Raw genomic sequence first — 22,365 nt, 5'->3', positions numbered from 1 at the left:
GGCTTTGTTGAAGCCTTCCCGCGAGCACCCGCCCCTCACCTCGGTCCTCTCCCCGGAGGGGAGAGGAGGCAGAGCATCAGAACCAGCGACGATTCTCGCCCGGCCCTTCCACATTGCCGATGCAGCGATCGCACAGTTCCGGATGCGCCGCATGCGTGCCGACGTCGTCGCGGCGCTGCCAGCAACGCACGCACTTGGCCGCATCGCTCACCGTCGCCGACACCCACACGTCCGCACCTTCCAGTTCGGTCAACACCGCGTCGGCCGGTTGGCCACCGGCCAGGTCCAGCCGCACATCGGAGCTGATGAAGAAGAAGCGCAACTCGAAAGCGGCCGCCTGATAGCGCGCCACCACCGCCGCATCAGCATGGATGGCCACCTTCGCTTCCAGCGATGCGCCGATCTGCTCCGCCTTGCGCATGCCTTCGAGCACGCGCGACGCGGTATCGCGGATCGCCAACAGGTCCGACCAGTAGCGGCGCTGTTCCGGCGAACCCTGCGTTGCCGCCAGGCCGTCGTACCAGGTTTCGAACAGCACGCTTTCGCTGCGCGTGCCCGGCATGTGTTGCCAGATTTCTTCCGCGGTAAAGGTGAGCACCGGCGCCAGCCAGCGCACCAATGCCTCGGCGACCCGATACATCGCACTCTGCGCGCTGCGGCGACCGTGGCTTTCGGTCGGCATCGTGTAGAGACGATCCTTGGTGATGTCGAGATACAGCGCGCCCAGCTCGTTGGTGCAGAAGTTCTGCACGCGCTGGACGATTTCCGGGAAATCGTAACGATCGTACGCCGCCGCTACCGCCTGCTGGACGTCATGAGCCTGCTGCACCACCCACTGGTCGAGCAGCGTGCTCTCTTCCACCGGCACCAGGTGCCTGGCCGGATCGAAGCCGTCCAGGTTGCCGAGCAGGAAGCGCGCGGTATTGCGGATGCGGCGATAGGTGTCCGACACGCGCTTCAGGATTTCGTCCGACAGCGACATCTCGTTGCGATAATCGGTCGAGCAGATCCACAGGCGCAGGATGTCCGCGCCCAGGTTCTTCATGATGTCCTGCGGCTCGATGCCGTTGCCCAACGACTTGGACATCTTGCGGCCCTGCGCATCCACGGTGAAACCGTGGGTGAGCACGTCGTTGTACGGCGCCTTGGCGAACATCGCCGACGAGGTGAGCAAGGAGGACTGGAACCAGCCGCGATGCTGGTCCGAGCCTTCCAGGTACATCACCTTGTAGCTCGATGCATTGCCCTGCTGCAGCTCGGGACGCTGGCCCACCACGGTGAAATGGCTGGCGCCGGAATCGAACCACACGTCGAGCACGTCGAGGACTTTTTCATAGTCCTTCGCCTGGTCGCCGAGCAGTTCGGCCGCATCCAGCGCATACCACGCGTCGATGCCGCCCTGCTCGATGCGCTTGGCCACTTGTTCCAGCAAAGCGACGGAATCGGGATGCGGTTCCTGCGTGCTCTTGTTGATGAACAACGCGATCGGCACGCCCCACGTACGCTGGCGCGAGATGCACCAGTCGGGACGGTCGCCCACCATGCCGGCGATGCGTTCCTCGCCCCAGCCCGGTACCCAGCGCACCTGCTTGATCGCATCGAGCGCGGTCTGGCGCAGGCCTTCCTTCTCCATGCTGATGAACCACTGCGGCGTGGTGCGGAAGATCACCGGCGTCTTGTGGCGCCAGCAATGCGGATAGCTGTGTTCGATCTTGGCGAAGGCCAGCAGCACGCCGCGACGACGCAGCAGCTCGACGATTTCGTCGTTGGCCTTCCACAGGTGCTTGCCCGCGATCACCGTGCCGTCGAGCGCGGCCGGCGTGTCGGCGCGATAGGTGCCGCGCGCTTCGGTGTAGTTGAGCGTCTCGATGCCGTACTTGCGCGAGACGACGAAGTCTTCCACGCCGTGGTCGGGCGAGGTGTGCACGGCGCCGGTACCGTCTTCGGCAGACACATGGTCGCCGATTAGCACGGGCACTTCGCGTGCGTAGAACGGGTGCTTCAGCAGCACGCCTTCCAGCGCCTGCCCGTCGACATGGCCCAGCACCTTCGGCGCTTCGATGCCGTAGCGATGCGCGGCCTTCTCGACCAGCGCGCTGGCGATCACCAGCAACACGCGCTGGCCATCGCGCGCCGGACCTTCGATCAGCGCGTATTCGAGTTCGCCGCCCAGCGACACCGCCTGGCTTTCCGGCAGCGTCCACGGCGTGGTGGTCCAGATCGGAATGGCGACGATGGCGTCGCCCGCATCCACGCCGAACTTCTGCGCGAGCGTCTTCGGATCGATCGCGTCGTACGCGACGTCCACCGCCGGTGACACCTTGTCGGCGTATTCGATTTCCGCTTCGGCCAGCGCCGAACCGCAGTCGAAACACCAGTACACCGGCTTGGCGCCACGCACAACGTGGCCGTTGCCGACGATCCTGGCCAGCGCGCGCACCATGTCGGCTTCGTACTTGAAGTCCATCGTGCGATACGGGTGTTCCCAATCGCCCAGCACGCCGAGGCGCTTGAAGTCGGTTCGCTGCAGGTCGATCTGCTGCTGCGCATACTCGCGACACTTCTGGCGGAAGGCGGCAGCGTCGAGCTTGTCGCCCACGCGCCCGAATTTCTTCTCGATCGCCACTTCGATCGGCAGGCCGTGGCAATCCCAGCCCGGCACGTAGGGCGCGCGGAAACCGGCCAGCAGGCGCGACTTCACCACCACGTCCTTGAGCACCTTGTTCACCGCGTGGCCCAGGTGGATCGCGCCGTTGGCGTACGGCGGGCCGTCGTGCAGCACAAACACCTTGTCGCGACCGGCGGCGCGTTCTTGGATCTGCGCATAGCGGCCGACCTGCTCCCAGTCGGCCAGCCACTTGGGCTCGCGCTTGGGCAGGTCGCCGCGCATCGGGAATTCCGTCTGCGGCAGGTTGATGGTGTTCTTGTAATCCTGGGTCATTGCCTGGGGATGCTCTGATGGTTTACTGGATGTCGAGAAAGTGCGTTCCCGCACTTTCTCGACTCGCCAAGTTCGGCACATGTCCGAACTTGGCTGCGTAGAGCAAGCATTCACTATGCTTGCTCTACGAGCAGGCCATCCCTGGCCTGCGCCGGCAAGCTGCCTTCGACAGCTTGCCGGGTGGCGCCGGGATGACGTGGCGAAAGCGCCAACGTTACCGGATTTGGCCCGGTTACGCCTCGCTGAGACGCGGATTCATGCCCAGCAATTCGCGGGCCTGGCGCGCGTCTTTGGCCATCTGGACGGTCAAATCGTCCAGGTTGCCGAATTTCTGCTCATCGCGGAGCTTGGCCACGAACTCCACCGCCATGCGCTGGCCGTAGAGGTCGCCCTCGAAGTCGAACAGATGGACTTCCAGCAGCGGCTCCGGCACTTCGTTCACCGTGGGCCGCACGCCCAGGCTCGCCACGCCCGGCCAGCTGCATTCGCTTTCGCCCAGGCCCACGCGGACCGCAAAAATGCCGTGCACCGGGCTGGATCGGTCGCGCAAATGGATATTGGCGGTGGGATAGCCCAGCTGGCGGCCCAGCTGCTTGCCGTATTCCACCTTGCCCTCGATCACGAACGGACGGCCCAGCAGCGGTGCGGCGCCGGAAAATTCGCCAGCCGCCAGCAGCATGCGCACCCGCGTCGCCGACACCCGCGCGCCGTCCAGCAGCACCGACGGCATCGTACGGGCGGTGAAACCCAGCTCGGGACCGACCCGCTCCAGCATCGCCACGTCGCCGCTGCGCTTGTGGCCGAAGCGGAAATCCGCACCGACCCACACTTCACGCGCGTTCAACCGCTGCACCAGCACGCGCTGCACGAAATCCTCGGCACTCATCGATGTGAGGGCGCGATTGAAGCGCAGCAAGAGCACCTGCTCCATGCCGGCCTCGTCGAACCCGCGCAGCTTTTCGCGCACGCTGGAAAGCCGCGCCACCGGCTCGGGCGAAAAATACGCCCGCGGCAACGGCTCGAAGCTCACCACGATCGGCGTGAGGCCAAGCTTGGCCGCACGTTCATGCACCTGCGCAAGCAAGGCCTGGTGGCCACGATGCAGGCCATCGAACGCGCCGACAGCCACCACGCTGCCGCCGGGCGCCAGAGGGGGGCCGGCGACGTCCCTGGAAAGTCTCATCATCGGGCGAGTATAGCGGCTCAGGCGCCGTGTTTCGGCCCGAGCGGAAGCTCAGACGCCGCGCAGTTCACGCATGCGGAATCCCGCCGCGAACAGCGTCGCCACATAGGCGCCGCCGCCCGCCAAGACCAGCACGGCCAGACGCCACACGCGGGTCCGATTGTCCGCGTTCGTCCAGTCCGGCCATAACCACATGCCGACCACCAGCACGGCCACCATCACCGCGCAGGCCAGCACCAGGCGTAGCGTATGGCGCGCCCAACCGGGCTGGCGCTGATACACGCCCGCCTTGCGCAACCAATGCCACAACAGACCCAGGTTGATATAGCTGGCCAGCGCACTGGCCATGCCCAGCGCCATATGCAGACCCGGCACCGCGGCAATGCCGTCCAGCCAGGGCAACTGGCGCTGCTCGGGCGTGGCCCACAGCACATAAAGCAAGGCCACGAAGATGACGTTGAGCACCATGTTCGCCACCAGCGAGGCCACGCCAGCGCGCACCGGGGTACGCGTGTCCTGGCGCGAATAGAACGCCGGCAGCGCCACCTTGACCAGCGCGAACGCCGGCAGGCCGAAGCTCAGCGCGGTGATCGACAGCGTCGCCATGCGCGTATCGAACGGGGTGAACTGGCCGTGCTGGAACAAGGTCGCCACCAGCGGCTTGGCCAGCAGCATCAGCGCGAACATCGCCGGCACCGCAATCAGCAGCGTGGTGCGCAGGCCCCAGTCCAGCGCCTTGGAAAAACCTTCGCGGTCGGTGGTCACGTGATGGCGCGACAGCGACGGCAGGATCACCGTACCCAGCGCCACGCCGAACAAGCCCAACGGCAGCTCCAGGAAACGGTCCGCCTGCGACAGCCAGCTCTGCGAACCCGTCATCAGATAGGCGGCAATCACAGTGTCCAGCAGCAGATTGATCTGCGCGATGGATGAGCCGAACAGCGTGGGCACCATCAGGGTGAGGATCCGGCGCACGTCCGGATGACTCCAGCCCCAGCGCGGCAACGTCAGCAGGTCCAGGCCGCGCAGCGAAGGCAACTGGAACAGCAACTGCAGCAGGCCCGCCAGCAGGATCGCCCAGCCCATCGCCATGATCGGCGGGTGCAGATGCTTCGACAGCCACAGCGCGCCGCCGATCATGCACAGGTTGAGGATCACCGGCGTCAGCGCCGGCAGCGCGAACTTGTGGAAACTGTTGAGCGCGCCGCCGCACAACGCGGTGAGCGAAACGAACAGCAGGAACGGAAAGGTCAGCCGCAGCAGTTGCGCCGTGAGCTCGAATTTTTCCGGCGTTTCGGCCGCGCCCTGCGAAAACAGCGCCGCCACCTGCGGCGCGAAGATCACGCCCAGCGCCGTGATCACCAGCAACACGCCGCCCAGCGTGCCCGATACGCGCGCCATCAGCTGCTTGAGATCGTCGTGGCTGCGCGTCTCCTTCACTTCGGTGAAGACGGGCACGAACGCCGTGGAGAAGGAGCCCTCGGCAAACAGGCGACGCATGAAGTTGGGGATGCGAAACGCCACCCAGAACGCATCGGTCGCCGCGTTGGCACCGAAGGTGGCGTTGATCGACATGTCCCGGACCAGCCCGAGTACGCGCGAAATCATGGTCATGCTGCTGAACGACAGCAGCCCGCGGAACATGCTGGGAGACTTCATGCCTTGAGGTCGTACCTATGCTGGTGAGACGCGCTGCGCGCCGGAGCCCCCTGCCCCGGCGGCGAAAGGCGCGTAGTTTGACAGCCCCGGATGGAAAGATGACAGCGCAACCATGGCATAATCAGGGCGGTCCGTTCCCCCTAGGCCGCCCTGTGGGTGGCAGGACGCTCCGCGGAGCGCCTTGACAACGGCTAAGCTGTTGACGCAGCGGCGCATTGGCCGCATACTTGCCGTCTTTTTCCAACCCAGCAATTCATTTCGGAGTTCTACCTTGGCCAACATCAAGTCCGCGAAGAAGCGCGCGCGCCAGTCCGAGCAGCGCCGCCTGCGCAACGTCAGCGCCCGTTCCATGGTGCGCACCGCCCTCAAGAAGGTCGTCAAGGCGATCGAGGCCAAGGACAAGGCTGCAGCCGTTGAAGCCTTTGCCGCTGCCCAGCCGGTCATGGACCGCTACGCTGCCCGCGGCCTGATCCACAAGAACAAGGCTGCTCGCCATAAGAGCCGCCTCAACGCGAAGATCCACGAGCTGGCGTAAGCCAGCCCGTTTGTTGAATCTCGGGTTGGCGAAGAAGCCGGCGCAAGCCGGCTTTTTTGTGTGCCTGATCGAATGGCCGGCTTAAGCCGGCTTTTTTGTTATGTCGCCAGGCGGTTCCTGGCCAGAGCCAGAGCTCAAGATCTGTGCGAGCGCACCCTGTGCGCGACAAACCTACGGAGCGGCACATCCCCGCGCGGCTGTCGCGCACAGGGTGCGCTGCCACAGAGACAGCCCTACCTTCGTGACGGTCCGGCTCCCAATCCTTCAGACTGGCTGCTGAAAAGCACCTTCCGCCTGCGCCGAAAGACGAGCAAAAGGCTGGATGCCCGAGCATAAAAAAAGCGGCCATCGGCCGCTTCTTTATGAGTCAGTCCAGCAGAGCGCCCAGCAGGCTCACTCCACCAAATCTCCCCCACGCAACCGCACATCCCCCGGATGCATATCGTCGCGCTCCTCGCGCGCCATATGCTCCGCATCGAGGAAACGCCACACCTGCTGGCACACCGGCAGCGTGTTCTCACGCGAGATGGCCGAGACCAGGAACGATGGCTCCTTCCACCCCAGGCGCTGCACCACGTCGTCAGCGACAGCCTGGCGCTCGTCTTCCGGCAATACGTCCGCCTTGTTCATCACCAGCCAGCGGGGACGCTCGAGCAGTTCCGGGTCGAACTTCTCCAGCTCCTGCTCGATCGCGCGCACCTGCTCGACCGGATCGGAACCGTCGATCGGCGCGATGTCCACCACGTGCAGCAGCAGTCGCGTGCGCGACACGTGGCGCAGGAACTGGATGCCCAGGCCCGCACCATCCGCGGCGCCTTCGATAAGGCCCGGGATATCGGCGATCACGAAGCTCTGGTCCGTGCCCAGACTCACCACGCCAAGATTCGGATGCAGCGTCGTGAACGGGTAATCGGCCACGCGCGGCGTAGCGGCGGAAACGGCGCGGATGAAAGTGGACTTGCCCGCGTTGGGGAAGCCCAGCAGGCCCACGTCGGCCAGCAGCTTCAGTTCCAGCTTCAGTTCGCGCAGATCGCCCGGCGTGCCCGGCGTCGACTTGCGCGGCGCGCGGTTCACCGAGCTCTTGAAATGGATATTGCCCAGGCCACCCTTGCCACCTTGTGCCACCAGCAGGCGCTGGCCGTTCTGGGTGAGGTCGCCGATGGTTTCGTCGGTGTCGACGTTGATCACCACCGTGCCCACCGGCACGCGGATATAGGTGTCTTCGCCGCCCTTGCCGTACATCTGGCTGCCCATGCCGTTCTGGCCGCGCTCGGCCTTGAACGAGCGCTGGTGACGGAAGTCGATCAGCGTGTTGAGGCCTTCGTCGGCCACCAGCCACACCGAGCCGCCGCTGCCGCCGTCGCCGCCATCGGGGCCGCCGAACGGAATGAATTTTTCGCGACGGAAGCTGATGCACCCGTTGCCGCCGTCACCGGCTTTGACATTGATGATGGCTTCGTCGACGAATTTCATAGGAGGGTCAATAGTGAGTGGTTAATAGTAAAGGGGAAAAAGCGTCGCAAGTCCGTGAGTGGCCGGCCACGCAGGGCAGCTTTTCCATTCACCATTGACCATTTGCCCAACAAAACAAAAGCCCCGCCGAAGCGGGGCCTTCGCTGCAACGTCGAAAGAGAATTAACCCTTGATGACGCTGACGAAACGACGATTGTGCTCGCCGCGCACCTTGAACTCGACGGTGCCGTCGACCAGTGCGAACAGGGTGTGGTCACGACCCAGGCCCACGCCCTGACCGGCATGGAACTTGGTGCCGCGCTGACGCACGATGATGTTGCCGGCTTCGATGGCCTGGCCGCCATAGATCTTGACGCCGAGGTACTTCGGGTTCGAATCGCGACCGTTGCGGCTGGAACCTACGCCTTTTTTATGTGCCATGACTCAGTGCTCCAGTTGCTCAGGCGTTGATGCCCGTGATCTCGACTTCGGTGAAATGCTGACGATGTCCCTGCTGCTTCTTGTGGTGCTTGCGGCGGCGGAACTTGATGATGCGGATCTTGTCGGCACGGCCGTGCTTGCGCACGGTGGCGCTGACGGTGGCACCGGCCACGATGGGCGCACCGACGGTGATCGACTCACCGGCGCCGACCAGGAGGACCTGATCGAAGGTGAAGGCGGCGCCTTCTTCGGCGTTCAGCAGCTCCACGCGCAGGACGTCGCCCTGCTGAACGCGGTACTGCTTGCCGCCGGTCTTGATGACTGCGTAACTCATGGGATTATCCCTTCTGTCGTTATTCTCTTGGGTTCACCGGACCCATCAGGCACCGGTGAACTCGGGAGTATAACGAAGCCCCACCGGCCTGGTCAATTACTGACCAGCTTGTCCGCTGGTGGTGGCGGCCGGCTTGGTCTCGGTCTTGGCCGGCGCGGGCTTGGCGCTGGTCTTGGCCGGGGCCTTGGCGGCAGGCTTGGCCGGCGTCTTGGCGGAAGTGCTCTTCTTCGGCGCCGGCTTGGTGGTCTTCTTGGTCGGGGTCTTCGAGTGCGAGGCGGCCTTCGCGGCGGCCGGCTTGGGCGCCTGCGATTCGCCGTCCTGGGCACCCGACCTGGGCGCCTGCGGCTCGCCGTTTTCAGCCGCCTTGATCGCGGCGGCACCCTCCAGGGCGGTACCGGACATAGGCGACGACGCCGGCTTGCCCGGGCAGCGCCCTGAAGCATCCAGCGTACCCATGTGCTTGAGCTCCATCACCATCTGGTCGCTGCGCTCGTGGCTCCACTCCTGCCCGGCCTGGTTGGCCTCGGCCATGGTGATGGGCATTTCGTTGATGACTTTCTGGCCCAGCGGCGAACGGTAGAACTTCAGCAGGCCGGCCATCTCGTCGGCCGTGAAATGCTTCTGGTAGACCGGCACCAGCCGGCCGATGAACAGCTGGGTCTGGTTCGCATCCATGTAGTTCTGCCAGAACTCGGGCTGCACGCAGGGCATCGACTGCTGCAGCGTGGTCACCGCCTGGGTGTTCATCTGGAGCAGCATCTTGCCGACTCCGACCACCTCCATCAGCTGGCGAACCTGGTCTTCGGTGGCGGGGCCTGATGCCGCCATGGCCTGTCCCATGCCCATTGCAAGCGCAAGGGCTACACCCCATCTCGTCAACTTGCCCATCCGCACTCTCTATTCGCTGGCCAGGAAACCGGCCAAAGATTCCATTAAGCCATACTCGGCCGGATCTTCTCTTAAGAGTTTGTTGGGAGGCGTCGTACGGCAATAACCGTACTGACAAGTTTGATATAGTACAGTTTTCCCCTTCCCCAACCGACACCGGGCGATATGGATACGATCCGCATTCGCGGCGCGCGCACGCACAATCTCAAAAACATCGACCTCGACCTGCCCCGCGACAAACTGATCGTCATTACCGGTCTGTCGGGTTCGGGCAAATCGTCGCTGGCGTTCGACACCATCTATGCGGAAGGTCAGCGCCGCTATGTCGAATCGTTGTCCGCGTACGCCAGGCAATTCCTTTCCATGATGGAGAAGCCGGACGTCGACCACATCGAGGGTCTGTCGCCGGCCATTTCCATCGAGCAGAAATCGACCTCGCACAATCCGCGCTCCACCGTGGGCACGATCACCGAGGTCTACGACTACCTGCGTCTGCTGTATGCCCGCGTCGGCACGCCACGTTGCCCGGATCACGGCATCCCGCTGGAAGCCCAGACGGTGAGCCAGATGGTGGACTCGACGCTCGCGCTCGATCCCGAGAAGCGCTTCATGCTGCTGGCGCCGGTGATCCGCGAGCGCAAGGGCGAGCACGTGCAGGTGTTCGACCAGCTGCGCGCGCAGGGTTTCGTGCGCGCTCGCGTCGATGGCGCCGTGTACGACCTCGACGCCGTGCCGCCGCTCACGCTGCGCCAGAAGCACACCATCGAAGTGGTGATCGATCGTTTCCGTCCGCGCGACGACATCAAGCAGCGTCTGGCCGAATCGTTCGAGACCGCGCTGCGCCTGGGCGACGGCATTGCCATCGTGGTCGACATGGATGACGCGAAGGCGCCCGAACAGTTGCTGTCGTCACGCTACTCCTGCCCGGTGTGCGATTACTCGTTGCCGGAACTCGAGCCGCGCCTGTTCTCGTTCAACTCGCCGGTCGGCGCCTGCCCCAGCTGCGATGGCCTGGGCGTCACCCAGGTATTCGACCCCGCACGCGTGGTGGCACATCCGGAGCTGTCGCTCGCCGGTGGCGCCATCCGTGGCTGGGATCGCCGCAACGCGCATTATTTCCAGCTGATCATGTCGCTGGCCGCGCATTACAAGGTCGACGTGGATACGCCGTGGCGCAAGCTGCCGGCGGACGTCCAGAAGGCCATCCTGTATGGCAGCGGCAAGGAAACGATCGCGTTCAAGTACATCACCGAACGCGGCGGCCGCGTGACGCGCGAGCACACCTTCGAAGGCATCCTTCCGAACATGGATCGCCGCTACAAGGAAACCGAATCGCCCGCCGTGCGCGAGGAACTGGCCAAATACATCAGCGACCAGCCTTGTCCCGACTGCGCAGGCCAGCGCCTGAACCGCTCGGCGCGCAACGTGTTCGTGGCCGACCACGCCCTGCCCTCGCTCACCTCGCGTTCGATCGACGACTCGCTGGCGTTCTTCGAGCAGCTGACGCTCACCGGCTGGCGCGGCGAGATCGCGGTGAAGATCGTCAAGGAGATCCGCGAGCGCCTGACCTTCCTCAACGACGTGGGCCTGAACTACCTCACGCTGGATCGCCAGGCCGATTCGCTCTCGGGCGGCGAAGCGCAGCGCATCCGCCTGGCCTCGCAGATCGGCGCCGGCCTGGTCGGCGTGATGTACGTGCTCGACGAGCCGTCCATCGGCCTGCACCAGCGCGACAACGAACGCCTGCTCGGCACGCTCACCCGCCTGCGCGATCTGGGCAATACGGTGATCGTGGTCGAGCACGACGAAGACGCCATCCGCATGGCCGATCACGTGCTCGACATCGGTCCGGGCGCCGGCGTGCACGGCGGCGAAATCGTGGCCCAGGGTTCGTTCAAGGACCTGCTGGCATCGCCGCGCTCGGTCACCGGGCAGTACCTGTCCGGCAAGCGTGGCATCAAGGTGCCGGAGGAACGCCGTCAGCAACTGGACGCCGACTCGTGGCTGCACTTGAAGGGCGCCAGCGGCAACAACCTGAAGAACGTGGACCTGGCCATTCCGGCGGGCCTGTTCACCTGCGTGACCGGCGTATCGGGCTCGGGCAAGTCCACCCTGGTCAACGACACGCTGTTCCGCCTCGCTGCCGCCGAGCTCAACGGTTCGAGCGGCCAGGCTGCGCCGTACAAATCCGTCGATGGACTGGAACTGTTCGACAAGGTGGTCGACATCGACCAGTCGCCGATCGGCCGCACGCCGCGCTCAAACCCGGCCACGTATACCGGCCTGTTCACGCCGCTGCGCGAGCTGTTCGCCCAGGTACCCGAAGCGCGTGCGCGCGGCTACACGCCGGGCCGCTTCAGCTTCAACGTGCGCGGTGGCCGCTGCGAAGCCTGCGAAGGCGACGGCATGATCAAGGTGGAGATGCACTTCCTGCCGGACGTCTACGTGCCTTGCGACGTCTGCCACGGCAAGCGCTACAACCGCGAAACGCTGGAAGTCCATTACAAGGGCAACACCATTGCCGACGTGCTCGAGATGACGGTGGAAGACGCGTTCAAGCTGTTCGAGAACGTGCCGACCATCGCACGCAAGCTCGAAACGCTGCGCGCCGTGGGCCTGGATTACATCAAGCTTGGCCAGAGCGCGACCACGCTGTCGGGCGGTGAAGCGCAGCGCGTGAAGCTGTCCAAGGAATTGTCCAAGCGCGACACCGGACGCACCCTGTACATCCTGGACGAGCCCACCACCGGCCTGCATTTCCACGACATCGAGCAGTTGCTCGACGTGCTGCATCAGCTGGTGGACCAGGGCAACACGGTGGTGGTGATCGAGCACAATCTGGACGTGATCAAGACCGCCGACTGGCTGGTCGATCTCGGCCCGGAAGGCGGTGCCGGCGGCGGTCGCATCCTCGTCACCGGCACGCCGGAAGCGGTAGCTGCCACGCCGGGCTCGCACACCGGACACTTCCTTGCCTCGCATCTGGACATGAAGCCCGCCAAGGCGGCCAAGGCCCAGGGCAACGGCAAGAGCAAACCTGCACTACGGAAGAAGACTGCATGAGCTCCACCCACCCCGTGCCTGAAAAGCGCACACGCAAGGCCAGGGCGCAGGAAAGCGCCCCGGCACTGATCGATGCGCAGGCACCCGAGGCAACGAACGCAGCGCTGTTCGTTGCCCCGATCGGCGTACGTTGGCGCGATCTGGACGCGTTCAATCACGTCAACAACGCCAACTACCTCACCTACCTCGAAGAAGCACGCCTGCAATGGCTGCAGCACGTGCCGGGCTGGTTCAACGAACACTCGATGCCCGTGCTGGCCGCCAGCGAAGTGAACTACCGGCGCCCCATCGAGTGGCCCGCGCAGTTGAACGTGGAACTGTTCTGCGAACGCCTGGGCAACAGTTCGATCACCCTAGCCCATCGCATCGTCGATGCGCATGACGACGCCCTCTACAGCGACGGCAAGGTGGTGCTGGTATGGATGGATCCGGCCACCGGCAAGCCCGTGCCGCTGCCGCAGTCGATCCGCGACGCCGCCGAAAGCGGCGGTTGAACGGCCCGGCGCGCATTCGGGGTTAAGCCTTTCGGCATCACGGATGCCGCAGCTTCATGCGGCACCCGTACTATCGGCGGCGACCACCCGAAAGGAGTTCGCCCGTGATCCCGCTTCCCCTCCGTACCCTCGCCCTTGCCATCGCCACCACCGCCAGCGCGGCAGCCACCGCCGCCACCGCGGGTACCTCGTTGACGCTCTATCGCAGCGACGACAATGCCCTGTACAGCGCTGGCGATAGCGGTTCCGTGCAATCGGGCCACGCCGTGGCACGCGAAACGCGCCAGCTCGATCTCAAGGCCGGCGCACAGGACGTCAGTCTCGACGGGCTGCCGCAATACGTCGACCCGGAAACCATCGCGCTGAGCGTCGATGGCGACGCGGCCAAGGTGCTCTCGCAGCGCCTTCGCCTGGGCCAGGGCCAGTACGCCGCGCTCGGCAGCCTGATCGGGCAGCCGGTCGACGTGACCGGTCCCAACGGCGAAACACTGGCCAGCGGAACCTTGTTGCGTGCGGACGGCAGCGGCCTGATGGTACGTGACACCTCCACCCCGAACGAACGCACCGCGTTGATTCGCGAGTACGGCGCGGTCAAGGCGCACGGCGTCTTCCAGGCGGGCTCGGGCCTGCAGTTGCGCGTCGATGCCGCGCACGCTGGCAAGGCCAACGCGAGCTTGAGCTATTCCACCTCGGGCCTGGGCTGGCGCGCGGCCTATGTCGGCACGCTGGCACCGGGGGACGGCTGCAAGATGCAGTTCGAATCGCGGGCCAGCATCGCCAACCGCAGCGGCCGCGACTGGAACAACGTGCAACTGATGCTGGTGGCCGGCGAGCCGCAGCTGACGCCATCTCCGGGCCCGCGTCCCGTGATGTTCAACGCGCGCGCCAAGACCGCGGATGCCGCGTTGCCCGAGCAATCCACGCTCGCCGACTACCGCACTTATTCGCTGCCCGGCCTGGTCGATCTGCCCGACGGCAGCGTGACCCAGGTGCCGCTGTATGCAACGCGCAGCGTCGCCTGCGAACGCACGTCGCTGTATGAAACGGGCGCGACGTGGACACCGCCGCAACCCATCATTGGCCGGGATGCCATCAACAACGGCAGTCCCGAGGGTATCGTCAGCACGCTGCAGCTGCGCGCGTTCGACAGCCTGCCAGCCGGCAACCTCCGTGTACTGTCCGCCGATCGCAACGGCACGCCGCAATTGATCGGCAGCGGCCGCATCAACGACACCCCCAAGGGCAGCGATGCGCATATCACGCTGGGTACGTCGTTCGATCTGCGCGCCAGCCGCGAGCGCACGGTTTTCACCGTGGACAAGAACGGGCACACGCTGGATGAAGGCTTTCGCACCACCTTTACCAATGCCGGCGACACGCCGCGCACGATCACGGTGCGCGAGCATCCCCAGCGCTGGCGTCAATGGACGCTGGCATCGTCCAGCAGCAAACCCAGCGCACAGACCACCGACACGCTGGAATTCAAGGTGACCGTGCCGGCCAACGGGACGACCACGCTGGACTACGTGGTGCGCTACCAGTGGACCGCGGACGACCAGCCGCAGGGGTGATCGACAAGTGAAGACGAGTGGGCAGCATGGCAAGGCGGCAGCACGCCGTCTTTGCTAATCTCGCTGCTCACTCTCCACTTCAATCCGGCCAAAGCCATGCTCAACCTGATCACGCACGACGCCATCGTCGAAATCAACATGGCGCGTCCGCCGGTGAACGCGCTGAACATCGATCTGCTTCGCGCCATCCGCGATGCGGTCGACAACGCCGTGGCCGGCGGCGCGCGCGGCATCGTATTTTCGGGACTGCCCGGCATGTTCTCGGCCGGCGTCGACGTGCCCTCGCTGCTGGGGCGCGACCGCGACGGCGTGCGCCAGTTCTGGCGCGAGTTCTTTGCCACCTGCTCCAAGCTGGCGATGTCGCCGGCGCCCACCGTGGCCGCCATCACCGGCCACAGCCCCGCGGGCGGCGCCGTGCTTTCCCTGTTCTGCGACTACCGCGTGATGGCCGAAGGCCCGTTCCGTATCGGCCTCAACGAAGTGCAGGTGGGCCTGGTGGTGCCGGAAAGCATCCAGATGGCCCTACGCCGCATCGTGGGCGGCTATCGTGCCGAACGCCTGATGGTGGCCGGAGCCATGGTGGAATCGGCGGACGCCTTGCAGTTCGGACTGGTGGATGAAATCACCAACGTCGAACAAGTGGTGACGCGTGCGCTGGTGTGGATGCAGGGCATGATCGCCCTGCCTTCCAACGCGATGCTGAAGACACGTGCCATTGCGCGTGCCGATCTGACCAAGGTATGGGCCGATCCGGAACAATTGCCGATCGATGAATTCGTCGACGCGTATTTCCATCCGGAAACGCAGGCGGTGCTGGAGAAGCTGGTGGCGCGGCTGAAGAAGAAGGACTGACCCACCGCGGCCCGGCCTATCTCTGTGGGAGCGCACTTGTGCGCGACAGGCGCCGCAACGCACGTCAGTCGCGCACAAGTGCGCTTCCACAAGGTATTCGCGGTTTAGCCCGGCTCCGAACCCTTTGCCACCGGCCGGCTCGCATCGCTCACCCAACCGCTCCAAGACGGCGCATATAGCCGCGAACCGCCCAGCCCCGCATGCTCCATCGCCAGCAGGTTGTGGCACGCGGTGACGCCGGAGCCGCACATGTGCACCACGTCGCTGGAAGCATGTGCACCGAGCAGCGCCTGGAATTCCTGGCGCAACACATCGGCCTGTTTGAAACGGCCATCCTCGCGCAGATTCTCGGCGAAGGGTCGATTGAGCGCCCCCGGCACATGGCCGCCGACCGGATCGATCGGCTCGACCTCGCCGCGATAACGTGGCGCGGCGCGGGCATCGAGCAGCACGCGTGCGGGATCGTTGCGCAGCAAGTCGTGCTCGACCAGGTATTGTTCCGCATCGAAATACACGCTCACCGGTCGCGGTTCGCGATGCACGTCGCCCGATTCCACCGGCATGCCCGCAGCCACCCAGGCCTGATAGCCGCCGTCGAGCACGGCCACGTCGCGGATGCCGGCCAATCGCAGCAGCCACCACAAGCGTGCAGCGGCCAGCGAACCGTTGGCGGCGTCGTAGCACACGACCTGCATGCCTTCATGCCAGGCCCAGCGCGACAGGACTTCCGAGAATGCCGCTTCCAGGGGCAACGGATGCCGCCCCAGACCCTGCGCCTTGCGCGCGAGGTCGGAAAGATCCGTGTCGAGACTGGCGTAAACCGCACCCGGAATATGCCCATCGCGATAGTCGCGCTCGCCCTTGCCCACATCGCGCTCACCGGTGCCCGGTGCCATGAGCTCGAAGCGGCAATCGACGATCAATACATCGGCGGGCGCCAGCGCCGCCAGTTCCTGCACATCGATCAGCGTGGTCTTGAGTGTCATGTGCGGCCCATTCTCTGCAGCAGGTTGAACACCATCGCGGCCGTGGCACCCCAGATGCGATGGCCGCCGTGCACGAATTCAAGCATGTCGCGGCGATGACCGCGAAAATCCATGGTGTAGCGCCGCAGATTGCGCGGCTCGAGGAAGAACGACAACGGCACCTCGAACACTTCGGCCACTTCGGCCGGCGCGGCATACAGGCGGGCGTCCGCATCGATGCGCGCCACCACCGGTGTCACGGTGTAACCGCTGATCGTCTCGAAGCGATCGAGAAACCCCATCGGCGTCACCAGCCGGCGTTCGAGGCCGATCTCTTCTTCGCTCTCGCGCAGCGCGGTGGCGATCGCATCGGCATCGCCCGGATCGGTGCGGCCGCCGGGAAACGCCACCTGCCCCGCGTGATCCTGCAGATGATCGGTGCGCACGGTGAGCACGAGGCGCGGCTGCACGCCTTCGCGCACGCCCACCAGCACCGCGGCGGCGCGACGCGGCGTATCGCCGATCAACTGCACCATGTCGGCGTGATTCCAACCCGATCCGGTCGGCGGTGACGACAGGGGCAATACTGCGTGACTCAGCTCGGTCAGCAGCTCACCCATCACGGGAGCTTCCGGGTGGGCAGCACGTCGCGCATGTAGCGGCGGCGCTCGTCGTCGTCCATGGCACGCCAGCGTGCAATCTCGTCACCCGTGCGCAGGCAACCGATGCAATAGCCACGTGTGTCCAGCCGGCAAATGCCGATGCAAGGACTGAGTGGATTGCTGGTGGGACCAGGAGAGCAGTCTGCCGCCGTCATGCTGCAAGCGATATCTACGAAGCGAGGCACGGGACGTGCCAAGGAAGCGAACATGCTATCGCACGGGGCCTGGGCTGTCATGCGAGCGACGCCTTCGGCCGGGCACGCTGCGTCGGCTTTCACCATCTTCATTCTTGCCCCCCGTCATTCCGGCGCAGGCCGGAATCCCGTAGCGACCACGATGAGTGGTCGCGATGGGTGGCGATGTCTTAAAGGCCTGGCGAAAACCCGATACGGCGGCCCTGGATTCCGGCCTGCGCCGGAATGACGGTGAGGAAAAACGGGCGCCTGGAAACGATTCCGGACACGCTCTCAGGGTTTGATTTCGAGCAGCTCGATCTCGAACACCAGCGCCTCATTGGGCCCGATGCGCGGCGGATCGCCCTTGATGCCATACGCCATGGCCGGCGGCACCGTGACCTTCCACAAGTCGCCCACGTGCATGCGCTGGATCACTTCCTGCCAACCCGGAATCACTTTGTTGTTCACCACGAAGCTCACCGGCGAACCGTGCGCCCACGAGCTGTCGAATTCGGTGCCGTCGATCAGCATGGCGCGGAAATTCACCGTGACCACCGACCCTTCCGGTACCGGCTTGGTGCCCGTGCCCTTCTTCACCACTTCGTACTGGATGCCCGACGGCAGCTGGATCACGCCCGGCTTGCTGCGGTTGCTCTCCATGTACGCGGCGCTCTTGCGCGCATTGGTTTCGGCCGCGCGCTTGAACTGCGCCAGCGCCTGGCTATGCATCTGTTCGTCGAGTGCACGCAGCTGGTCGTGCATGTCGCGCATCGGCACGGCGGGACGCTTCTTGGTATAGGCGTCCTGGATCGCTCGCTGCAAGGTGGGGATGTCCACATCGGGTTCGCCGTTGGCGAACTGGCTGCCGATCTGAAAACCGATGGCGTAGGACAGCTTGGTCTTGTCGATCTTGACCTGCGACTGATCCTGCGGGGCGCCACTGACCTGGGCATGCGCCAGACCACCCCATACCAGGATGCCCAGAGCGAGCCAACGCAGTTGTGCCATGCCTTCCTCCATTGCGGCTGCAACCTGGCCATCGTAAGCGGTCCGGGCGAATCGTGCAGCGATGCCGGTCGATCCGGCGTCGCTGGCTTTGAACGCACGAGGCTCCAAAGGTTCCGCTGCTTAGAGCCTGTTCAAGATCTCCGCGTGGCCCGCGCCGGGTTCTGTTTGCCCGCAGGACAAGGAAGAGGGAAGGAGTGTACGTCCGTACACGACTGAGTGATGACGCCGGCCTGGGGGCAAACAGACCCGGCCCGAAGGGTTGTTCTTGAGTGGCCGCCAGGCGGCAGCGCGCGGCTTGACCTGCCAGCCAGGCAGGCGCTGCGCCACGCGCTACCGCCTGGCGGCCACTCAAGAACAACGCGGGCTACGCGGAGATCTTGAACAGGCTCTAACATGGCGCCCTTTCTTGGCGGAGTGGAATCAATGGGCTATCGCAATCTGGAGATCACCAACCGGGGCGCCGTGCGCACCATCACCGTCAATCGCCCGGACAAGCTCAACGCGCTCAACCGGGAGACGCTCAACGAGTTGACGCTGGCCTTCACCCAGGCGGCCCAGGACGATGCCGTGCGCGTGGTCGTGCTGGCCGGCGCGGGCGAGAAGGCCTTCGTGGCGGGTGCGGACATTGCCGAGATGAACGGCTACACGCCGGTGCAGGCACAGAGTTTCTCGCGCACCGGCCAGCGCCTGATGAGCCTGGTGGAACGCCTCGGCAAGCCGGTGATCGCACGCATCCAGGGCTTTGCCCTGGGCGGCGGCATGGAGCTGGCGATGTGCTGCCACCTGCGCGTGGCGAGCGAGAAGGCGAAGTTCGGCCAGCCCGAGATCAACCTCGGCCTGATCCCCGGCTTCGGCGGCACCCAGCGCCTGCTGCGCCTGGCCGGCCGTGGCGCGGCACTGGAACTGTGCCTGCTCGGTGCGCCGATCAACGCCCAGCGCGCGTACGAGCTGGGCGTGGTGACCCGCGTGGTTGCGCCCGAGGCACTGGATGAAGCCGTCAACGCCCTTGCCGACCAGCTCGCCGCCGCCGCACCGCTCGCTGCTGCCGGCATTCTGGACGCCGTGCTGCAGGGTGGCGAAACCTCGATCGATCAGGGCCTGGAGTTTGAAACGCAGGCGTTCGCGCTGGCCTTCGCCACCGAGGACATGCGCGAGGGCACCACCGCGTTCCTGGAAAAGCGCAAGGCGGACTTCAAGGGACGCTGATGCAAAAACACGACGGCCAGCTTCGCGCTGGCCGTCGTGTTGTCGTTGATCGAACAGCGGTCAGTGATGGCTGCCGCGGTAATTCTTCTCGCCCGCGGTCACGGCCAGATCCAGCCGATTTTCCGGCGGCGCCAGCGGACAGGTGGCATACGGCGTGAACGCACACGGCGGGTTGTAGGCGCGGTTGAAATCGAGCACGACCTTGCCGTCCTTCGGCAGATCGGCATACAGGAAACGCGCCGCGCCGTAGGTTTCCTTGCCGGAGGTGCGATCGGCGATCACGAAGAACAGCGAGTCGGGTTCTTCCTGGATCGGCATCAGTTCGTAGGTGTGGCCATCGCGATGGAACACCGCCTTGCCGGGCACCTTCTCCTTGTTGATCGTGCCCAGCACCGAGCCGATCTCCAGCTCGTGCGGCGGATCGAACGGCACCCAGTCGGCCACGATGCGCCACGACGGATCGGCCGCGAAGTAATCGAGTCCCTGGAAGTGCGTGCGCGTTTCGGCGTTGCTGTCCTTCACGCGCAAGGCCTTGCGGCCGTCGCGCTCGATCACCAGGAAGCTGGCCGAACCGAATGCCACCACGGACGGCGAACCGTCGCCGGCGTGCGCATCGTCGACCAGCGTCGCTTCCGGCACCGTCTTGCCGTCCACGGTGGCGCCGCTGTGCGGGGCGAACACGATGTGCGTGCTGCCATCCTTCGACAAGGTCACCACGCCCAGGTGGGCGGGGCCGGCTTTCAGCACCAGGTCGTTGTCTGCCGCGCTGCCCACCCGGTTGGCGCCTTCCTTCAACCAGTCCAGGCCGATCAGGCTCAACCATCCGTTCGGCGCGGTGAGGCCGGTCAGGCGCTTGCTCTGCCAGTTGGTGTTCTGCTGGGAAAAATCCGTCGAAGCGGCGGCAGCGGGGGTTTGAGCTTGCACGGCGGCAACTCCAAGACTCAGAGCAAAGGCGAAAACGGCGGTACGCAACATGGCAGGCCCCGTCGGAATGAGGTCCGAGTATGGCCGTCCATTTGCAGACGGCGCAAGCGCACGCCGTACAGAAAATCAACGCCCGCGAAGAAAGAGCTTGTCGAGCTCGGGCAGGCTCAGCTGGGTCCAGGTGGGCCGACCGTGGTTGCACTGGCCCGAACGCTCGGTGGCTTCCATCTCGCGCAGCAAGGCATTCATTTCCGGAAGCGTGAGACGCCGACCCGCACGCACCGAGCCATGACAGGCCATGGTCGAGAGCAATTCGTTCTCCAGCTCCTGCAGACGGCGCGAGCTGCCGTGCTGCGCCAGCTCGGAAAGCACGTCGCGACAAAGTTGCGCGACGTCGGCGCCTTCGAGCAGCGCGGGAATACGCCGCACCACCACACCGGAAGGACCGCTGCGCGACAATTCCATGCCCCACTCGGCCAACGCATCGGCATGCTCTTCCGCGGCGGCCGCTTCCTTCGCGCTCACGGCCACGTTCAACGGCACCAGCAACAGCTGCGAACGCAGGTTGCTGCAGGCGCGACCGGCCTTGAGCTTTTCGTAGGTGATGCGTTCGTGCGCGGCGTGCATGTCGACCAGGATCAGGCCATGCGCATTTTCCGCGAGGATGTAGATGCTCTTTAGCTGCGCGATGGCAAAGCCCAGCGGCGGCGCTTCCTCTTCGGAGGCATCCGGCATCGGCGCATTGGCGGCAAACGACAAGGGCGTGGCACCCGCCGCCGGCTCGCCCAGCAACGCGGCGTAGCCGGCGAGCGGATCGTCCCGCACGCCCAGGCTCAGGCGGCTCTGGCTCAAGGCATTGGGCCACGCGGGCGCGGAACTTGCCGCTGCCGATGACGAACCCATGCTGTAGCTGTACGACGGCGGCGCACTCGACATCGGCGACTCGGCGGCCGGCAATCCCACGTTGCCGGCACGCGTCTGCGCGAGCGCTTCGTGCAGCGTGCGGAACAGGAAATCGTGCACCAGCCGCTGTTCGCGGAAACGCACTTCGCTCTTGGCCGGATGGACATTCACATCCACGCCAACCGGATCGAGTTCCAGATACAACACGAACGCGGGATGGCGGCCATGGAACAGCACATCCGCGTACGCCTGACGCACCGCATGCGCCACGATGCGATCGCGCACCAGGCGGCCGTTGACGTAGAAATACTGCGAATCGGCCTGCGAACGCGATGCGGTAGGCAGACCTACCCACCCCGACAGATGCAAGCCCGCCGCAGCATGATCGATGCGCAGGCTTTGCGCCGGGAATTCCTCGCCCAGCACTTCGGCCACGCGTTGCAACGCGGCGCTCTCATCGCGCGCCGCCTTGAGGATGCGCACCGGCTTGCCGTTGTGGCTCAGGCGAAATTCCACCGAGCCGCGCGCCAGGGCGAGCGACTTGAGCAGATCGTCGATGTGCGCGAACTCGGTGCGTTCGGCGCGGAGGAACTTGCGCCGCGCCGGCACGTTGTAGAACAGGTCGCGCACTTCCACGCTGCTGCCCTGCGGGTGCTGCGCCGGACGCGCGGCCTGCATCTTGCCGCCGTCCACTTCGATGCGGAACGCGGTATCCAAACCTTGTGCGCGCGAGGTCAGCGCGAAGCGTGCCACCGAGGACACCGAAGCCAGCGCCTCGCCACGAAAGCCCATGCTGGCCACGTGTTCCAGGTCGTCGAAGCTGCCGATCTTGCTGGTGGCATGCGAGGCCACCGCCAGCTGCAATTCGTCCGGATCGATGCCGCAACCGTCGTCGCGCACGCGGATCAAGCGGGCACCGCCCTGCTCGATATCCACTTCGATGCGCGTGGCGCCGGCGTCGAGACTGTTTTCGACCAGTTCCTTCACGACGGAGGAAGGCCGCTCGATCACTTCACCGGCAGCGATCTGGTTGATGAGTTCAGGGGGAAGGGCACGAATGACTGGCATCGGCGAAGCTTAGAACGTGCCGCCCCTGGACGAAAGCAGA

19 protein-coding genes are annotated in these 22,365 nt (G+C 65.2%); 6 read left to right on the top strand and 13 right to left on the bottom strand.

Annotated features, from left to right (window positions below):
- Positions 1 to 76: 76 nt before the first annotated feature.
- From ileS to murJ, 3 genes are all read right to left on the bottom strand, one after another.
- Positions 77 to 2,941 carry an isoleucine--tRNA ligase gene (gene ileS, locus ISP20_RS01100; protein ID WP_204634211.1) on the bottom strand — a complete coding sequence of 955 codons (2,865 nt, stop codon included), beginning with the start codon at positions 2,939 to 2,941 and terminating at the stop codon, positions 77 to 79.
- A 232-nt stretch (positions 2,942 to 3,173) separates the two neighbouring features.
- On the bottom strand, positions 3,174 to 4,127 hold the full coding sequence (locus tag ISP20_RS01095) for a bifunctional riboflavin kinase/FAD synthetase (RefSeq protein ID WP_204634210.1): 954 nt from the start codon (positions 4,125 to 4,127) through the stop codon (positions 3,174 to 3,176).
- 48 nt (positions 4,128 to 4,175) lie between these two features.
- A complete protein-coding gene (gene murJ / locus ISP20_RS01090; protein WP_204634597.1) occupies positions 4,176 to 5,768 on the bottom strand; it encodes a murein biosynthesis integral membrane protein MurJ in 1,593 nt (530 codons plus the stop codon).
- Positions 5,769 to 6,054: 286 nt separating this feature from the next.
- On the opposite strand from murJ, the gene rpsT reads away from it, so the two are divergent.
- Positions 6,055 to 6,318 (top strand): 30S ribosomal protein S20, encoded by a 264-nt coding sequence (gene rpsT / locus ISP20_RS01085; RefSeq protein WP_008213299.1) that lies wholly within the window; start codon positions 6,055 to 6,057, stop codon positions 6,316 to 6,318.
- Between the two features lie 393 nt (positions 6,319 to 6,711).
- Here rpsT and cgtA read toward each other — a convergent pair whose 3' ends face one another.
- From cgtA to ISP20_RS01065, 4 genes are all read right to left on the bottom strand, one after another.
- Positions 6,712 to 7,791: an Obg family GTPase CgtA gene (gene cgtA / locus ISP20_RS01080; protein ID WP_204634209.1), complete on the bottom strand. Its 1,080-nt coding sequence runs from the start codon at positions 7,789 to 7,791 to the stop codon at positions 6,712 to 6,714.
- A 162-nt stretch (positions 7,792 to 7,953) separates the two neighbouring features.
- Positions 7,954 to 8,211 carry a 50S ribosomal protein L27 gene (gene rpmA / locus ISP20_RS01075; RefSeq protein WP_204634208.1) on the bottom strand — a complete coding sequence of 86 codons (258 nt, stop codon included), beginning with the start codon at positions 8,209 to 8,211 and terminating at the stop codon, positions 7,954 to 7,956.
- 19 nt (positions 8,212 to 8,230) lie between these two features.
- The gene (rplU, locus tag ISP20_RS01070; RefSeq protein WP_038616498.1) at positions 8,231 to 8,545 is read right to left on the bottom strand and encodes a 50S ribosomal protein L21; all 315 of its coding nucleotides are present in this window, start codon (positions 8,543 to 8,545) and stop codon (positions 8,231 to 8,233) included.
- A gap of 96 nt (positions 8,546 to 8,641) precedes the next feature.
- Positions 8,642 to 9,373: a DUF2059 domain-containing protein gene (locus tag ISP20_RS01065; protein WP_239535146.1), complete on the bottom strand. Its 732-nt coding sequence runs from the start codon at positions 9,371 to 9,373 to the stop codon at positions 8,642 to 8,644.
- 225 nt (positions 9,374 to 9,598) lie between these two features.
- Here ISP20_RS01065 and uvrA point away from each other — a divergent pair, with 225 nt between their 5' ends.
- The 4 genes from uvrA to ISP20_RS01045 all read left to right on the top strand — a co-directional run bounded on the left by uvrA (position 9,599) and on the right by ISP20_RS01045 (position 15,413).
- A complete protein-coding gene (gene uvrA / locus ISP20_RS01060; RefSeq protein ID WP_204634206.1) occupies positions 9,599 to 12,496 on the top strand; it encodes an excinuclease ABC subunit UvrA in 2,898 nt (965 codons plus the stop codon).
- Positions 12,493 to 12,990 (top strand): acyl-CoA thioesterase, encoded by a 498-nt coding sequence (locus tag ISP20_RS01055; protein ID WP_204634205.1) that lies wholly within the window; start codon positions 12,493 to 12,495, stop codon positions 12,988 to 12,990. The genes uvrA and ISP20_RS01055 overlap by 4 nt, the downstream gene beginning before the upstream one ends.
- Positions 12,991 to 13,094: 104 nt before the next feature.
- Positions 13,095 to 14,561, top strand: coding sequence for a DUF4139 domain-containing protein (locus tag ISP20_RS01050; RefSeq protein WP_338030948.1), 1,467 nt, complete (start codon positions 13,095 to 13,097; stop codon positions 14,559 to 14,561).
- A gap of 96 nt (positions 14,562 to 14,657) precedes the next feature.
- Positions 14,658 to 15,413: an enoyl-CoA hydratase/isomerase family protein gene (locus ISP20_RS01045; protein WP_204634203.1), complete on the top strand. Its 756-nt coding sequence runs from the start codon at positions 14,658 to 14,660 to the stop codon at positions 15,411 to 15,413.
- Between the two features lie 104 nt (positions 15,414 to 15,517).
- On the opposite strand, the gene ISP20_RS01040 is transcribed toward ISP20_RS01045, so the two are convergent.
- From ISP20_RS01040 to ISP20_RS01030, 4 genes are all read right to left on the bottom strand, one after another.
- Positions 15,518 to 16,399 carry a sulfurtransferase gene (locus tag ISP20_RS01040; RefSeq protein WP_204634202.1) on the bottom strand — a complete coding sequence of 294 codons (882 nt, stop codon included), beginning with the start codon at positions 16,397 to 16,399 and terminating at the stop codon, positions 15,518 to 15,520.
- On the bottom strand, positions 16,396 to 16,998 hold the full coding sequence (locus tag ISP20_RS01035; protein WP_425490753.1) for a CoA pyrophosphatase: 603 nt from the start codon (positions 16,996 to 16,998) through the stop codon (positions 16,396 to 16,398). Before ISP20_RS01035 ends, ISP20_RS01040 begins: the two co-directional genes overlap by 4 nt.
- Positions 16,998 to 17,195, bottom strand: a complete 198-nt coding sequence (locus ISP20_RS21830; RefSeq protein ID WP_425490760.1) for a DUF1289 domain-containing protein — start codon at positions 17,193 to 17,195, stop codon at positions 16,998 to 17,000. The genes ISP20_RS01035 and ISP20_RS21830 overlap by 1 nt, the downstream gene beginning before the upstream one ends.
- A gap of 312 nt (positions 17,196 to 17,507) precedes the next feature.
- Positions 17,508 to 18,224, bottom strand: coding sequence for an FKBP-type peptidyl-prolyl cis-trans isomerase (locus tag ISP20_RS01030; protein ID WP_239535144.1), 717 nt, complete (start codon positions 18,222 to 18,224; stop codon positions 17,508 to 17,510).
- Positions 18,225 to 18,647: 423 nt separating this feature from the next.
- Between ISP20_RS01030 and ISP20_RS01025 the strand changes: the two genes are divergently transcribed.
- Positions 18,648 to 19,430: an enoyl-CoA hydratase/isomerase family protein gene (locus ISP20_RS01025; protein ID WP_204634200.1), complete on the top strand. Its 783-nt coding sequence runs from the start codon at positions 18,648 to 18,650 to the stop codon at positions 19,428 to 19,430.
- A 60-nt stretch (positions 19,431 to 19,490) separates the two neighbouring features.
- On the opposite strand, the gene ISP20_RS01020 is transcribed toward ISP20_RS01025, so the two are convergent.
- Complete coding sequence (locus ISP20_RS01020; protein ID WP_204634199.1) at positions 19,491 to 20,405, bottom strand: DUF1684 domain-containing protein; 915 nt, start codon at positions 20,403 to 20,405, stop codon at positions 19,491 to 19,493.
- A gap of 75 nt (positions 20,406 to 20,480) precedes the next feature.
- A complete protein-coding gene (mutL, locus tag ISP20_RS01015) occupies positions 20,481 to 22,325 on the bottom strand; it encodes a DNA mismatch repair endonuclease MutL (protein WP_204634198.1) in 1,845 nt (614 codons plus the stop codon).
- Positions 22,326 to 22,365: the final 40 nt, after the last annotated feature.

This window comes from Dyella kyungheensis (assembly GCF_016905005.1).
Lineage (GTDB): Bacteria > Pseudomonadota > Gammaproteobacteria > Xanthomonadales > Rhodanobacteraceae > Dyella > Dyella kyungheensis.
This window is presented reverse-complemented; position numbering and strand designations above follow the sequence as displayed.

What these genes read in the sequence shown, in the direction of transcription:
- ileS (WP_204634211.1), bottom strand. Translation starts at nt 2,941, where the DNA reads ATGACCCAGGATTACAAGAACACCATCAACCTGCCGCAGACGGAATTC.
- rpmA (WP_204634208.1), bottom strand. Translation starts at nt 8,211, where the DNA reads ATGGCACATAAAAAAGGCGTAGGTTCCAGCCGCAACGGTCGCGATTCG.
- murJ (WP_204634597.1), bottom strand. Translation starts at nt 5,768, where the DNA reads ATGTTCCGCGGGCTGCTGTCGTTCAGCAGCATGACCATGATTTCGCGC.
- ISP20_RS01025 (WP_204634200.1), top strand. Translation starts at nt 18,648, where the DNA reads ATGGGCTATCGCAATCTGGAGATCACCAACCGGGGCGCCGTGCGCACC.
- mutL (WP_204634198.1), bottom strand. Translation starts at nt 22,325, where the DNA reads ATGCCAGTCATTCGTGCCCTTCCCCCTGAACTCATCAACCAGATCGCT.
- ISP20_RS01065 (WP_239535146.1), bottom strand. Translation starts at nt 9,373, where the DNA reads ATGGCGGCATCAGGCCCCGCCACCGAAGACCAGGTTCGCCAGCTGATG.
- ISP20_RS01055 (WP_204634205.1), top strand. Translation starts at nt 12,493, where the DNA reads ATGAGCTCCACCCACCCCGTGCCTGAAAAGCGCACACGCAAGGCCAGG.
- ISP20_RS01020 (WP_204634199.1), bottom strand. Translation starts at nt 20,405, where the DNA reads ATGTTGCGTACCGCCGTTTTCGCCTTTGCTCTGAGTCTTGGAGTTGCC.
- ISP20_RS01045 (WP_204634203.1), top strand. Translation starts at nt 14,658, where the DNA reads ATGCTCAACCTGATCACGCACGACGCCATCGTCGAAATCAACATGGCG.
- uvrA (WP_204634206.1), top strand. Translation starts at nt 9,599, where the DNA reads ATGGATACGATCCGCATTCGCGGCGCGCGCACGCACAATCTCAAAAAC.
- ISP20_RS01030 (WP_239535144.1), bottom strand. Translation starts at nt 18,224, where the DNA reads ATGGCACAACTGCGTTGGCTCGCTCTGGGCATCCTGGTATGGGGTGGT.
- rplU (WP_038616498.1), bottom strand. Translation starts at nt 8,545, where the DNA reads ATGAGTTACGCAGTCATCAAGACCGGCGGCAAGCAGTACCGCGTTCAG.
- ISP20_RS01095 (WP_204634210.1), bottom strand. Translation starts at nt 4,127, where the DNA reads ATGATGAGACTTTCCAGGGACGTCGCCGGCCCCCCTCTGGCGCCCGGC.
- cgtA (WP_204634209.1), bottom strand. Translation starts at nt 7,791, where the DNA reads ATGAAATTCGTCGACGAAGCCATCATCAATGTCAAAGCCGGTGACGGC.
- ISP20_RS21830 (WP_425490760.1), bottom strand. Translation starts at nt 17,195, where the DNA reads ATGACGGCGGCAGACTGCTCTCCTGGTCCCACCAGCAATCCACTCAGT.
- ISP20_RS01040 (WP_204634202.1), bottom strand. Translation starts at nt 16,399, where the DNA reads ATGACACTCAAGACCACGCTGATCGATGTGCAGGAACTGGCGGCGCTG.
- ISP20_RS01035 (WP_425490753.1), bottom strand. Translation starts at nt 16,998, where the DNA reads ATGGGTGAGCTGCTGACCGAGCTGAGTCACGCAGTATTGCCCCTGTCG.